The organism is Brachybacterium sp. SYSU DS0246 (assembly GCF_059391765.1).
The window spans coordinates 128,315-141,016 of the sequence record NZ_JBZXYT010000003.1 but is presented as its reverse complement, the minus strand read 5'-3'; the positions used below and the strand labels follow the sequence as shown (position 1 = coordinate 141,016).

At 68.7% G+C, this 12,702-nt stretch carries 13 protein-coding genes; 4 read left to right on the top strand and 9 right to left on the bottom strand.

The genetic code is table 11. From position 1 onward, the window contains the following. Positions 1–130 precede the first annotated feature (130 nt). Positions 131–1,015 carry an SDR family oxidoreductase gene (locus AC5020_RS02555; protein WP_494564384.1) on the top strand — a complete coding sequence of 295 codons (885 nt, stop codon included), beginning with the start codon at positions 131–133 and terminating at the stop codon, positions 1,013–1,015. Positions 1,016–1,094: 79 nt separating this feature from the next. Then, positions 1,095–1,337: a hypothetical protein gene (locus AC5020_RS02550; protein WP_377016665.1), complete on the top strand. Its 243-nt coding sequence runs from the start codon at positions 1,095–1,097 to the stop codon at positions 1,335–1,337. A gap of 104 nt (positions 1,338–1,441) precedes the next feature. Here the strand turns inward: AC5020_RS02550 and AC5020_RS02545 are convergent, their stop codons facing one another. The 8 genes from AC5020_RS02545 to AC5020_RS02510 all read right to left on the bottom strand — a co-directional run bounded on the left by AC5020_RS02545 (position 1,442) and on the right by AC5020_RS02510 (position 10,252). Beyond that, a complete protein-coding gene (locus AC5020_RS02545; RefSeq protein WP_377016663.1) occupies positions 1,442–2,800 on the bottom strand; it encodes a M20/M25/M40 family metallo-hydrolase in 1,359 nt (452 codons plus the stop codon). Then, positions 2,775–4,457, bottom strand: coding sequence for an MmgE/PrpD family protein (locus tag AC5020_RS02540; protein WP_464987104.1), 1,683 nt, complete (start codon positions 4,455–4,457; stop codon positions 2,775–2,777). Before AC5020_RS02540 ends, AC5020_RS02545 begins: the two co-directional genes overlap by 26 nt. Continuing rightward, entirely contained in the window at positions 4,454–5,302 is an 849-nt protein-coding gene (locus tag AC5020_RS02535; protein ID WP_377016659.1) for an amino acid ABC transporter ATP-binding protein, read from the bottom strand. Before AC5020_RS02535 ends, AC5020_RS02540 begins: the two co-directional genes overlap by 4 nt. Positions 5,303–5,309: 7 nt before the next feature. Further along, positions 5,310–5,981, bottom strand: a complete 672-nt coding sequence (locus AC5020_RS02530) for an amino acid ABC transporter permease (RefSeq protein WP_377016657.1) — start codon at positions 5,979–5,981, stop codon at positions 5,310–5,312. A gap of 3 nt (positions 5,982–5,984) precedes the next feature. After that, positions 5,985–6,767 carry a transporter substrate-binding domain-containing protein gene (locus tag AC5020_RS02525; protein ID WP_377016655.1) on the bottom strand — a complete coding sequence of 261 codons (783 nt, stop codon included), beginning with the start codon at positions 6,765–6,767 and terminating at the stop codon, positions 5,985–5,987. Beyond that, positions 6,764–7,357 carry a GNAT family N-acetyltransferase gene (locus AC5020_RS02520; RefSeq protein WP_377016653.1) on the bottom strand — a complete coding sequence of 198 codons (594 nt, stop codon included), beginning with the start codon at positions 7,355–7,357 and terminating at the stop codon, positions 6,764–6,766. The genes AC5020_RS02525 and AC5020_RS02520 overlap by 4 nt, the downstream gene beginning before the upstream one ends. After that, on the bottom strand, positions 7,354–8,769 hold the full coding sequence (purB, locus tag AC5020_RS02515; RefSeq protein WP_377016651.1) for an adenylosuccinate lyase: 1,416 nt from the start codon (positions 8,767–8,769) through the stop codon (positions 7,354–7,356). Before purB ends, AC5020_RS02520 begins: the two co-directional genes overlap by 4 nt. Positions 8,770–9,493: 724 nt before the next feature. Beyond that, on the bottom strand, positions 9,494–10,252 hold the full coding sequence (locus AC5020_RS02510; protein WP_464987103.1) for an Ltp family lipoprotein: 759 nt from the start codon (positions 10,250–10,252) through the stop codon (positions 9,494–9,496). A 479-nt stretch (positions 10,253–10,731) separates the two neighbouring features. On the opposite strand from AC5020_RS02510, the gene AC5020_RS02505 reads away from it, so the two are divergent. Further along, the gene (locus AC5020_RS02505; protein ID WP_464987102.1) at positions 10,732–11,364 is read left to right on the top strand and encodes a M15 family metallopeptidase; all 633 of its coding nucleotides are present in this window, start codon (positions 10,732–10,734) and stop codon (positions 11,362–11,364) included. A 119-nt stretch (positions 11,365–11,483) separates the two neighbouring features. After that, the gene (locus AC5020_RS02500) at positions 11,484–11,870 is read left to right on the top strand and encodes a hypothetical protein (protein ID WP_377016645.1); all 387 of its coding nucleotides are present in this window, start codon (positions 11,484–11,486) and stop codon (positions 11,868–11,870) included. An 81-nt stretch (positions 11,871–11,951) separates the two neighbouring features. On the opposite strand, the gene AC5020_RS02495 is transcribed toward AC5020_RS02500, so the two are convergent. Beyond that, positions 11,952–12,668: a DUF998 domain-containing protein gene (locus tag AC5020_RS02495; protein ID WP_464987101.1), complete on the bottom strand. Its 717-nt coding sequence runs from the start codon at positions 12,666–12,668 to the stop codon at positions 11,952–11,954. Between the last annotated feature and the right edge of the window lie 34 nt (positions 12,669–12,702).

Sequence of the window (12,702 nt, the reverse complement as noted above, 5' to 3'; positions counted from 1 at the left end):
GCGATGCTCCGTCTCCATGCCGCCGTCTCCGACGGACTCCGACATCTTGAGTGCCGTGATGCAGGGCTCATAGGATCCAAGTCAGTGCGGGACCGAGGTATACCCGAACATGACGCAGAGAGGCACCGCGATGAGCGATCCGTCGAACCAGGACCCCACCAGTAAGCACCGCGAGGAGGGTTTCGAGAAGCAGGACATGGCCCAGCCCGGGCTGACCGGTGACATGTCCGCCCAGCCCGACCACGGCGAGGAGAGCTATGTCGGGACCGATCAGCTCACCGGCAAGGTCGCTCTGATCACAGGCGGCGACTCCGGGATCGGGCGCGCCGTCGCCATCGCCTATGCCCGCGAAGGTGCCGACGTCGCGATCGTGCATCTGCCCGAGGAGCAGACAGATGCCGACGAGACCAAGAGCTGGGTCGAGAAGGCGGGCCGGAAGTGCCTGAGCCTCCCCGGTGACGTCCGTGATGAGCAGTTCTGCACAGAGGCCGTCGAGCGCACGGTCAGCGAGCTGGGCCGCCTGGATCTCGTCGTGCTCAACGCCGGCTATCAGAAGGACCGCGAGGGCTTCGACAAGCTGCCCACCGAGGAGTTCGATCGAGTCTTCAAGACGAACCTCTACGGTCTGATCTGGACGGCACGAGCAGCCGTGCCGCACTTGCAGGAGGGCAACTCGATCATCACCACCTCCTCCGTCCAGGCGTATCAGCCGAGCCCCACGCTCATCGACTACGCGATGACGAAGGCCGCGCAGGTCGCCTTCACCCAGGCACTCGCTCAGGAGCTGGGTCCCAAGGGCATCCGCGTGAACGCCGTGGCTCCGGGCCCGATCTGGACGCCGCTGATCCCGGCGACCGGGTGGCCCGAGTCCCTGCCCGAGTTCGGTCAGAGCACGCCGCTGGGGCGGGCCGGGCAGCCGGCCGAACTGGCGGGGGCCTACGTCTACCTGGCTTCGGAGCAGTCCTCGTACGTCTCGGGCGCGGTGCTGCCGGTCACCGGCGGCAAGGGGGTCTGAGCGAAGGGTTGCCCTCCCGCCACCGATCTCGACGCAGGCCGCCACCCACAGCGGCGCTCCACTGCAGAAGGAGAGCACCATGATTCAGCGCGGAAGCGACAAGAACGGACCGAACCTCGACGACGAGCTCAAGCACGAGACCAGCGGCATGGTCGACGGCACCCAGCCCGACCACGTCGAGGAGTTCCGCCAGACCGAGCCGATGCCGGACGACACCGACGCCGACGAGGTCGAGGATGCAGCCGGTATGACCGGCAACGAGGTCGACGCCGAGCTCGTCTGGGAAGAGGACAGCGAGAATCCAGGCGCATCAGACGCCTGACCGGGCACGACCCACACAGACGCTCCCGTTCGACGTCACGTGATCTCGGACGGGAGCGTTCCCTTGCCGGGGAGCCTCCCTCACGGTCCGCAGTGGTGCAGGATTCAGCAGTCCGCGACGAGCCGAAGCAGGACGCGGGCACCGAACCGGATCGCGTCGACCGGGACACGCTCGTCGATGCCGTGGAACAGCGGAGCGAAGTCGAGGTCGGCGGGCAGCTGCAGCGGAGCGAAGCCGTACCCGTCGATGCCGATCTGCGCGAGCTGCTTGTTGTCGGTGCCGGCGCTGAGGCAGTAGGGCACGAGTTCGGCGCCCGGATCCTCGGCGAGGATGGAGCGGTGCATCGCATCGACGAAGGGCGTCTCGTGCGGCGCGTCCAGCGAGATGCCGATCTTGTCGACGATCACCTCGACATGCTCGCCGGAGAGCTCGTCGATCAGCGCCAACAGGTCGTCCTGGTGCCCGGGCAGGAAGCGGCAGTCCAACTCCGCCTCGGCCGTCTGCGGGATGACATTGCCCTTGTACCCGGCGTGGAAGGTGGTCACGTTCGCGCTGTCGGCGAGGGTGCCGGTGACGAACTGGCGGGCCCCACCCAGCAGCGGCAGGAAGGACTCGACGTCCTGTTCGTCCCATGGGGTGCCGGTGATCGAGGTGACCCGGTCGAACAGCGTGCGGACGCTCGCCACGTACTCGCGCGGGAAGACGTGGTCGTCGATCGCCGCGACGGCCCGCGAGAGACGCACGATCGCGTTCTCGTCGTTGGGTACGGAGCCGTGGCCGGCGCGGCCGGTGGCTCGCAGCCGCATCCACGCGTACCCCTTCTCCGCGGTCTGGAGCAGGTAGGCGCGCACATCCTGCCCAGTCGCCCGGTCCGGAAGGGTGATCGAGTAACCGCCCACCTCGCTGATCGCCTCCGTGCATCCCTCGAACACGTCGGGGCGATTGGCGATCATCCAGCGCGATCCGTAGGTCCCGCCCGCCTCTTCGTCGGCGAACATGATGATCACCAGGTCGCGCGGCGGCTTCTGGCCGGTTCGGGCGAGGTGACGGACGACGGCGAGGATCATGCCGTCCATGTCCTTCATGTCCACCGCGCCGCGGCCGTAGAGGACGTCGTCGACGATCTCGGCGGCAAAAGGATCCACTGACCAGTCCTCGGCGTGAGCCGGCACCACATCGAGGTGACCGTGGATGACCAGACCGCCGCGCTCGCGATCCGATCCCGGGACCCGCACGACGACGTTCGCGCGGCCGGGCCGGGATTCGATGATCTCCGGTGCCAGGCCGACCTCTTCGAGCTGGGCGACGACGTAGTCAGCGGCCGTGCGCTCCCCCGGTCCCCACGTGGCCGGATCGTGGCCGCCGTAGTTGCTGGTGTCGATGCGGATCAGATCGCGCGTGATGCGCACGGCCTCGTCCTGAACGAGGGCGAGCTGCTCATCGGTGGCGGCGGTGATGGTCACCGGGGTTCCTTCCGTCGGGGTACTGCGGTGGGTCCTGCAGCAGCGGGGCCAGCTGCACGATAGTGGGGCGGTCCGTGCCCGGGGGCGTCCCGGGGACGGCGACGTCCGCGCCTGCGCGGTGGTCGACCCCGAGCAGTGAGCGGATCCGGTCAGCCCGGGCGGCATCACCGGTGGCTGCGACCAGCTTGTCGCGCAGGGCGGGCGCGGGCAGCGGGTTCTTCGGTGCCCCGAGTGGCCGATCGGCATGCGCCGTCAGGGTGCGGCCATCGGTGGTGCGCAGCACGACCTCCGTCCAGAAGTCTCGACGGCCGGCGCCAGCCCGGGCAGGGCTGCTCGACCCGGCGGGACCACCTGACACGGGAGGATCCTCGGGCGCGGCGGGGCCCGCCTGGCTCCGGAGCCCAGGGGCTCCGGCGGGCGCGGGAACGTGTTCCCGGCGGATCCGGGCGCCGACCTCTGCGACCAGCGGGTCCAGGCTGCCTCCGGCGAGGTGCTCGAGGGAAGGCTTGTGACCCAGGAGGATCAGGGCGACGACGGCCTCGACGCTGAAGCGGGCTTCCTCTGCGGTCCGCGGAGCCGTATGGATCAGTGCCGCATCAGCGCCCGGGCGCATCCGCACGGTCACCGAGGCGATCTCTCGTGCGCGCTCAGAGGCGGATCCCTCGAGCCCGGCCGCGAGGGCGAAGGCGGCATCCGACGCGGCCATCGCTGCTGAGCAGAAGGGGTAGCGCTTGAACCAGAGACCGGGGTCCAGCAGCGCCCAGGCGGTGCCGGGGGCCGGGCCGGTGGAACCGTCGATCCGAGCACCGGAGCCGCTGCCCACGGCGTCCCGGGCCATCCGTGGCGTCCCGAGACCGGCCACCACCGCACGCCGTCCCTCCTCGGGGACGCCGTGAGCGGCGAGCAGCCCGGCGGGGCCGAGCACGGCGTCCTCGGCCGTGCGGAGGCCCGCCTGGGCCCAGCCGACGGCGTCGACGCCGCTCTGGGATGCGAGACCGGCGTGCAGCGGCTTACCCGAGGTGCCGAACTGCGCACGCACACCCCCGGCCCTCGAGGCGGCGACGGAAAGTGCTGTGGCGACCTGGGAGACGGGCAGGGAGCGCAGGTGCGCTCCGGCGGCCGCCGCCGCGACCGCACCGGCGGTTCCGGTGGGATGCCATCCCGCCTGGTAGTGCATCGGCCCGAGAGACTCGCCGAGTCGGGCCATCACCTCCAGCCCGACGGTGTAGGCGGCCAGCAGCCGGTCGATCGGGTCGTCCGGGCCGGCCAGGGCGAGGAGGGCGGGCACGAGCACCGCGGAGGGGTGGCCCCGAACCAGTTCATGGGTGTCGTCGAGATCGAGCAGGTGAGCCTGGAATCCGCCGACCAGGGCTGCGCGCGATGGTGACAAGGCGTGCCCGCTGCCGATCACAGCCCGCGGGTCTGCCGGGGTGCCTTCGGCCAGGGCCCAGTCCAGGAGCCCGTCGCGATCTGCACGGGCGGACGGGTCGGCGTCGACGGCGAAGGATGCGGCGATGACATCGGCCACCGCCGTGCCGGCCGCGTCCCGCAGCCAGTCTGCGCAGGAGGGGTCCGAGAACGGGTCGGCCTCGTGCACGGCCCGGGCGAGAGCGTCCCGGACGGACTCGTCGGCGCTCTCCGGAGCGTTCACGCTCACCCCAGCGGACCCCTCGTATCCAGTGGAGAGCGGCCCAGGCCCGGGGCTTCCTCCCCCGGCTCCTCGGCGCTCTGTCCGGCCGCCGGCGCGGGCGGCCGTGGACCGCTGGTCTCACGCAGGAACCGCTGTGTGCGCTCCTCGCGCGGGGTCGAGATGACCTCGCGAGCCGGTCCCTCCTCGACGATGCGGCCTCCATCGATGAAGACCACGCGATCGGCGACGTCGGCGGCGAAGGCCATCTCGTGGGTGACGATGACCAGGGTGATGTTCTGCTCTGCGAGGTCCTGGATCACGGCGAGCACCTCCCCGACCAGTTCGGGGTCCAAGGCGCTGGTGGGTTCGTCCAGCAGGATCGCCGAGGGCTGCGCACCCAGGGCACGGGCGATCGAGACACGCTGCTGCTGCCCGCCGGACAGCGTCACCGGGAACTGCTGCATGGTCGTCTCGGCGATGCCCACGCGCTCGAGGAGCTCGCGCGCCCGCGAGGCGGCGTCCGCCTTCGAGGTCCCGCCGGCGGTCATCGGGTCCATGACATTCTGCAGCGCCGTGCGATTGCGGAAGAGGTTGTAGCTCTGGAACACCATGGCTGTCTTCGAGCGCAGCGCTCGCTTCTGAGGGCCCGTGATGCGGGGCGCGACGACGCTGACGTCGTCGATGCCGATGGTCCCCGTGTCGGGGGCCTCCAGCAGGTTCAGGCAGCGCAGCAGGGTGGACTTCCCCGAGCCGGAGGGCCCGATGATCGCGACCACCTCGCCGGTCCCGACCTGGAGATCCACGCCGTCTAGGACGGTGTTCTCTCCGGACCTGCCGTGAAAAGTCTTGCTGAGGTCTTTGACGTCGATCATGCGGGGTTCACCTCACGTAGGCGCGGCTGAGGCGCTTCTCGAGTCGGCCCTGCAGCCAGGAGTAGGCGATCACCAGGAGCCAGTACACCAGCCCCACAACCAGGAAGGTCTCGAAGAACCGGAAGGATGCGGAGGCGACGATCTTGGCCTCGGCGAACAACTCGGTAAGGCCCAGAGTGAAGGCCACCGAGGTCTCCTTGAGCAGGGAGATGAAGATGTTGCCGGTAGCCGGCAGGGCGTTGTAGGCGGCCTGAGGGATGATGTAGCGCCGGTAGACCTGCGGCGCGGTCATCCCCGTCGCCAGACCGGCTTCCAGTTGTCCGCTGTCGACGCTGGTCAGGGCGGCGCGGAAGATCTCCGCGAGATACGAGGACTCCTTGAGGGAGAACCCGACGATCGCGGCGGTCAGCGCGTCCATGGTCGACAGCGAGGGGATCAGCTGCGGCAGCCCGTAGTAGATGAGGAACAGCTGAACCAGAGTGGGGATCCCACGGAACAGAGAGACGTACAGCTGGGCCAGCTGATCCAGCACGGGGATCTGCAGGAAACGGATCAGCGCGACGAGCAGACCGATCAGGATGGCGAACACCATCGAGGCGACGGCGATCAACAGTGTGATCGGCAGGAACTTCAGCAGCTGGGGCAGTACCTCCAGCATGTATGCCGGATCGAGATCCATCGATCAGCTCCCTTCGTAACCCTCTGGCTCCGTGGTCACGTCATCGCCGTAGTACTTCTGGGACAGCTCGACCAGGGTGCCGTCCTCATGCAGCGCGGCGATCTGCTCGTTGAACTGAGCGACCAGCTCGGAACCCTTCTCGAAGGGGAAAGCCACCGACTCCCAGGCAATCGGGTCTCCGACGAACTTCAGGTCCGTGCCGTTCTCGGCCATCTCGGCGAGAAAGATGCCGGTGGAGTTGATGTACCCGTCCACGCGGCCGGAGAGCAGATCCTGCATGGCGCCATCGCGTGTCTCATAGGTGCGGATCTCGACGTCCACGCCGTGTTCGGAGATCCAGTTCTCCAGATGAGTGGTGTTGTTCGATCCCAGCACGCCGGCGATCGTGTGCCCGGCGATGTCTTCGAGCTCGTTGAGCTCGTCGTTGTCGCCGGTGGTGACGATCGTGGCGCCCATGTAGGCGTACGGATCGGTGAAGTCGTACTGCGCGGCGCGCTCCTCGGTCACGGCAACGTTGTTGGCGATCGTGTCGAGTTTGCGGGCCTCCAGCTGTCCCATCAGGCCGGAGAAGTCGGCATTGGTCCAGTCCACGCTGCGGCCCAGGTTCTCCGCGATGGTCTCGATCGCCTCGACGTCGAATCCGACGAGCGTGCCGTCCTGCTGGTAGCTGTTGGGGAAGGACTGGCCGGTGGACCCGGCGCGGATGGCGCCGGAGTCACCACCGCTGCACGCCGCCAGCAGCGCCGGGAGGGCCAGCGCAGAGAGGGTGAAGGTGCGTCGCTTCATGAGGAGAGTCCTTTCAAGAGCTCGGTGTGACGTGCCTGCCAGCCGGCGTAGGCGACGTCGTCGAGGGGGCGGATGTAGAAGTCGGTGATGTGGCCGAGGCCGAGGTCCCGGCTGCCGACAGGCTCGAAGCCGAGCCGGCGGTAGTACGCGCCCAGCCAGGGATGATCCTGGGCGGTGCCCAGCGAGACCGCCGGGGCATGGAGCTGACCGATCAGAACCTGCTGCTCCAGCTGGCTGAGGAGCGAACGCGCCAGGCCCTGCCCGGCGTGGCTCGGGCGGGTGGCGAGCCAGCCGATGTGCGGCAGCCCCAGATACCCCGGGTTCGGTCCCCACGGCATGCGCAGGGAGACGGTCGCGATGAGGGCGCCGTTCTCGTCGCACGTGCCGTAGGCGATGTTCTGGCGCAGATGCGTCAGCACATCGTCTCGAGAGGCCTGCGAGGCACCGAAATGCACTCCGAGCTCGACGTTCGCTGAATAGGCGGCCTGCAGCAGATCACGGTACTCATCGGCGCGCTCGGGCTGGATCTGTTCGAGCCGAGCCAACCCCGGCCGGCTGGTCGCGCTCTGTCCCGTCTCGGAGCCGGTCACGAGGCGGATCCGTCGGACGGTGCCGATCCGGCCGGGCCGGGCCTCGTGGACTCACCGGCGGGCAGCCCGGCGGCGTCGGCCGCGGCGAGGACATCATCGATGGCCGCACCGGTCTCCCCGAGATAGGCGCCCGCCTCCAGCCAGGAACGGATCATCGTCGGCTCGAAGCGGGAGGCGACACGCTCGTCCTCGGCGAGGACGTCGGCGAGGTGCCGGCCGGTCTCGACCGCGGCCATCGACGCGTCGTACACGATCTGGTGCGCGGTCTGCTTGCCCAGCTCGCGACCGATCTCGAACATGGCCTTCTCGCTGAGGATCAGTCCGCCCTGCAGCTCAAGGTTGCGCGCCATGGCGTCCTCGTGCACGACGAGCCCGGACAGGATTCCGCCGAGCGTCTTCAGCTGCGCCGAGAGGTAGAGATGGATCTCGGGAAGGGCGATCCATTCCGCCCTCCAGCTGATCGCATCGCGCTCGTGGACGGTCGCAGAGCCGTCCAGGACCAGCGCCATGGCGTGCTTGATGGGCGCGGTCAGCGCCGCGGCACCCTCCAGCAGTGCGGGATTGCGCTTGTGCGGCATGGTGGTCGACCCGATCTTGCCGGCAGTGAAGGGCTCCTCGACCTCGCCGATCTCGCTGTGCATGAGGGTGGACAGCTCGGTGGCGATCTTGCCGAGCGTGGTGGAGATCAGTCCGAGCACGGTGGCGTACTCCGCGATGCGGTCCCGGGCGGCCTGCCAGGCGATCCGCGGCGTGGCCAGCTCCAGGCGCTGCAGCGTCTCCCGCTCGATCTCGCGACCGCGCCCCTGGAAGGACGCGTAGGTGCCCACGGCCCCTGAGACGTTGCCGGTCAGCACATCCGGGGTGACGCCGTCGAACCTTTCGAGGTGGCGCAGGGCCTCGTCCAGCCAGATGGCGGTCTTGAATCCGAATGTCGTGGGCAATGCCTGCACGTAGTGCGTCCGCGCGGCCATCGGGGTGTCCCGGTGCGCCGCAGTGAGGTCGCGCAGTGCGACTGCGACAGCGGTCAGGTCCCGCCGCAGCGGGACGATCGCGGCCTTGATCTGCAGGATGGTGCCGGTGTCGACGATGTCCTGCGTCGTCACGCCGTAGTGGACCCATTCCCCGTACTCACCCGAGGCGTGCTGGAGAGCGGTGACCGTGGCGTTGAGCGAGTGCATCGCCTTGGCACCCTCGGCAGCGATTGCCGAGAGATCGAAGTCGCCGTGGGCCGCGCGCTCGATCGCGTCGGCCGCCTCGCGCGGGATCACACCCAGTGCACCCTCGGCCGCGGCGAGGGCCGCCTCGACGTCCAGCTGACAGCGCAGGCGATTCTCCTCGCTCCAGATCTCCCGCATCTCTGGGGTGCTGAAGCTGTTGCCGATGGTCAGCATGTCGACGACGTGGGAAGCCACGGGGGTCCTTCCGTGAAGGTGGGTCGGTGGATGCATGGGGGCACCCGGATGCCCGGGCTGCGCTCCGTGCCCTGGCGAAGGCGTCGGGGGCGACAGGTCTCGCGGAGGCCTGCAGGCGCCTGGAGTGGCCCGATGCATCGGATCGGTCGTCCATAACGCTACGTGATGCAGGGGCTAATGTGACGCTTTGCGTCGCATTGTGAGCCGAATGTGAGCCCCAGGTAACGGTGGGCGTGCGGAAGGCCACTCCGACCACCGCCGCGCCCTGCCGGATCGGTCCTGTCGCGCATCCCGCCGACCCGGCCGCGGGCGACGCCTCATGCTGGAGCATCCCCGTGCGACCAGGAGGCGACCGGATACCCGCGCACAGACGCGACCTCTCCCTGACCCAGCTGACGTACTTCGTGACGGCTGCGGAGGCTCGCCGTCGTCGAAGACGTCGCGTGGCGAACCACGGACCTGCGGGTCGACGACAGCGGTGACCCGCTCGCCGACCTGACGCGTCTGCTCCAGCTGTGGCTACCGCAGAAGCAGGACTACCTCACACGTGCGGTCGATCCGACGTCGGCCCCGTCGTACGGCGTGCCGGGCGATCAGTGATGACTCTCGTGGTGATCGGCGGGGGCGCGAGAGCCTTCCCGGCGTCGCGCACGGCGCACGGCGAAGGGCGACACGGAGCGCCGCCCCCTGCCCGCCTCGACGGCCGGGCAGGGAGCGCAAGCGATCAGTCGTCCAGGTGCTCGATCGCGTAGTCGGCCTGTTCCTGCGTGAACTGTTCGCCGTATTCGGAGGTCAGCTGATCATGGATGGCGTCCGGCGACATGTCCATGGTGTCCCGATACGAGCGGGCGCTCTCCAGCGCATTCTCGTTCCAGTCCGCCTCGATGGTGTCGATGGCGTACTGCGCCTCCTCGGGGAGGAACTGCTCGCCGTGCTCCGAGGTGAGCTGGTCGTAGATTCCCTGCTTGGACATGTGCATGGTCTCCGAGTAGCTCTCGGCCGAGGCCAGCGCATTCGCGTTCCAGTCCGCCTCCACGTTGTCCACGGCGTACTGCGCCGCCTCATCGGAGAACTGGTCGGCGTACTCCGAGGTGAGCTGGTCGAACAGCCCCTGCTTGGACATGTGCAGCAGATCGGAGTAGCTCTGGGCGCTGTTCAGCGCAGAGGTGTATTCCGCCGGGACATCATCCTCAGCTGGCGCCTCCTCCTCGGCCGGCGCCTTCTCCTCGGCGGGGGCTTCCTCAGTGGGCGCGTCGTCCCCCTCAGCTGCCGCCTCCTCCGCAGGGTCCTCATCGGCCGGGGCGTCGTCGACCGGTGCCTCGGCCTCCGCAGGCTCCTCGACGTTCTCGACGTCGGCGGGTTCGGCGACCGCAGTCTCCGTTTCGCTCGGCTGAGGATCTCCACTTCCTGAGAGGGCGATGGCGGAGCAGCCGCCGACGAGCACCACGAACAGAGCGATGCACCCGCAGCCGGCAGCGAACAATCCTCTTCTCTTCTTCCGCGACGGCGCAGGGGCATTGGGTGGGACGGCAGCCGAGTCATCGCGGTGCGGTCCGGGAGCACCGGCGCCGACATTCGGGGCGGGCGGCAGATTCGAGGCCGACGGATCGTCGGGCGTGGGCGCATTGCTGTTCACAGCTGCACTCCATTCTGTGTACATGGTGAGGGCCCTGGGCACGGGCGTGCCAGGGCTACTGCTGAGAAAAGAGGCCTGCTGCGGATACGTGAGCTCGACGAGGGTCAGGATCTGCGACGAGCATCGGCGTCCGACGCGATGTCGGAGGCGAACACCTACCGGTTGGGGCCTTCAGGAGAAAAGGTACGAATGGGGTCAGACAGCCGACCCCTCGAATCGGGCGTGGCCGCGGAGTGGTCGTGCCGAGAATTCACCGATACGCCCCGACCAGTCCTTGTCCCTATCGCCGCACCTGTGCGGGGTTCCGGGAGTTCTACGATGCCCGTGTGCTGCTGCTTTCGGATCCGACGCTCCTCGATATACCCGTCACCGAGTGCGGTGACGACCTGGTCGACATCCGGACCGCTCCGGACCTGCTGCTGGACCGGCGCAAGGAGGATCCGGAAGGGGCCTGGGCCACGCTCAGACGCGGCGTGCTCGATCGGCTCGTGGTCGCCCAGCGCGCCCTGCCGGACGGGATCCGGATCCTGGTCGTCGAAGACCACCGTCCCGTCGAGCTGCAGCATCGATATTTCGACCAACGCTGCCAGGATCTCGCCGGGCAACATCCCCACTGGTCCGCTCAGAGGGTTCATGTCGAGGCGAGCAAGCACATCTCTCCTCCCGCCGTCGCCCCGCATCCGTGCGGCGCGGCAGTGGACCTCACGCTGGTCCAGGACGGGCAGGAGCTGGATCTGGGCTGCCCGGTCAACGCCACGCCCGAGGCGAGCGACGGCGCCTGCTTCACAGATTCCGGGAACATCACGGCGAAGGCGCGATGGTGGCGCGACACGCTGGGAACAGCCCTCACCCGTGCCGGCCTCGTGAACTACCGACCTGAGTGGTGGCACTGGTCGTTCGGAGACCGGTACTGGGCCGCCGTGACGGGGGCCGAGAGCGCGATCTACTCGCCTCGCTGATCACGCGGCCGAGCCTCCGCGCTGACCAGCGTCGATGAGTCGGCACACCGACACTGATACGTCAAGAGAGCACGTCGGGTTCGCCGGGCGGCCTTTGCACGCCGTGCTCTACTTAGGTGATGAACACTCTCTCTGCCACCCGCCGCCGGATGACCCGTGACGAGGCGCTCGCGTGGAACTCGAACTGGTCCCTCGCCGACATCCGCCTGATCGGGGAGAACTTCGATCGCATCGGGGCGCGGACGTTCTACCGCACCCAGTCCAACGGCAGCATCACCGCGCAGGACGAGAACGGGCGCTCCCTGATGTACATCCATCCCGGGTATGTCCAGTTCCGCAAGGGCCTCGCCCCGACGGACCGCCCGGATCAGCAGGTCGAAGGGTTCGACCTCTCCACCGCGCAGCCCCGCGAGAAGACGCCCGCCAAGGGGGAAGAGGTCCTGACCATCTGCCCGTCCTGCTTCTACGCCATGCCCTACACCGGGGTCTGCGACACCTGCGGCTGAGACCCACCGATCAGGGCCCGGCCATCGAGCGCAGTGTCCGCTGCAGGACGAGGCAGTTGCCCAGCACGGACGCCCGGGGTCTCATGACGCGATGTCACGCCTCCGCGCCGCGCCGCGTTGTCGCGGTCCCGGTCGCCCAGGCTCGCCAGCTCGGCGCAGCGCGGCCAGCGCCACGACCGTGCATGCGGCGAAGGACGGCCACAGTGCGAAGCGCTCGATCAGACCGCCCCACTGCACCTCGAGCCTGACCAGCAGGACAACACCCGAGACGAGGCTGAGCGCTCCGATCGCGACGAGCCGGCACCATCGTGGATCCCACGATCGTGCCAGCACGGCCCCGGTCAGCGCCATGGCGACGCCGCTGAGCACGATGCCCGGGAGCGAGACGATCACGTGCAGAGTCAGCAGCTGATCCAGCGGCGTCAACCCGGTACCGATCGACGACAGGCCCGTCATCACCCACAGTGCCACCGCCGCCGTCATCATCGCTCCCGTCGGCAGCTGCGGGCGCAGCAGCACGGCGCCCACCGCCATCGCCGCTCCGAACAGGATGAAGGCACCGTTGACGGCCACGTGAGCCGGGGAGCAGACCGGGACGTGCTGCGAGTGGTAGGGAATCGACGTGCAGGTGACCGCGCCCAGATCGCTGATCGTGTTGTGCGCCAGGCTGTAGGGCGCGGTGCTCCACGCCGCGGCGGCCAACTCGATCGGGACGTACAGCACCTGCACTGCCCACAGGACGATCCCGGCACGGGCCGATGCGGACAGAACCGGTGTGGACCGGGCGGGTGACTCCATGTCGCCATGGTGCGATGGCAGCGTCGCGACGTCT

Bases quoted from the DNA above. Each gene is read 5' to 3' on its own strand.
- AC5020_RS02555 (WP_494564384.1), top strand. From the start codon at position 131: ATGAGCGATCCGTCGAACCAGGACCCCACCAGTAAGCACCGCGAGGAG.
- AC5020_RS02550 (WP_377016665.1), top strand. From the start codon at position 1,095: ATGATTCAGCGCGGAAGCGACAAGAACGGACCGAACCTCGACGACGAG.
- AC5020_RS02535 (WP_377016659.1), bottom strand. From the start codon at position 5,302: ATGATCGACGTCAAAGACCTCAGCAAGACTTTTCACGGCAGGTCCGGA.
- AC5020_RS02530 (WP_377016657.1), bottom strand. From the start codon at position 5,981: ATGGATCTCGATCCGGCATACATGCTGGAGGTACTGCCCCAGCTGCTG.
- AC5020_RS02525 (WP_377016655.1), bottom strand. From the start codon at position 6,767: ATGAAGCGACGCACCTTCACCCTCTCTGCGCTGGCCCTCCCGGCGCTG.
- AC5020_RS02500 (WP_377016645.1), top strand. From the start codon at position 11,484: ATGAACACTCTCTCTGCCACCCGCCGCCGGATGACCCGTGACGAGGCG.
- AC5020_RS02495 (WP_464987101.1), bottom strand. From the start codon at position 12,668: ATGGAGTCACCCGCCCGGTCCACACCGGTTCTGTCCGCATCGGCCCGT.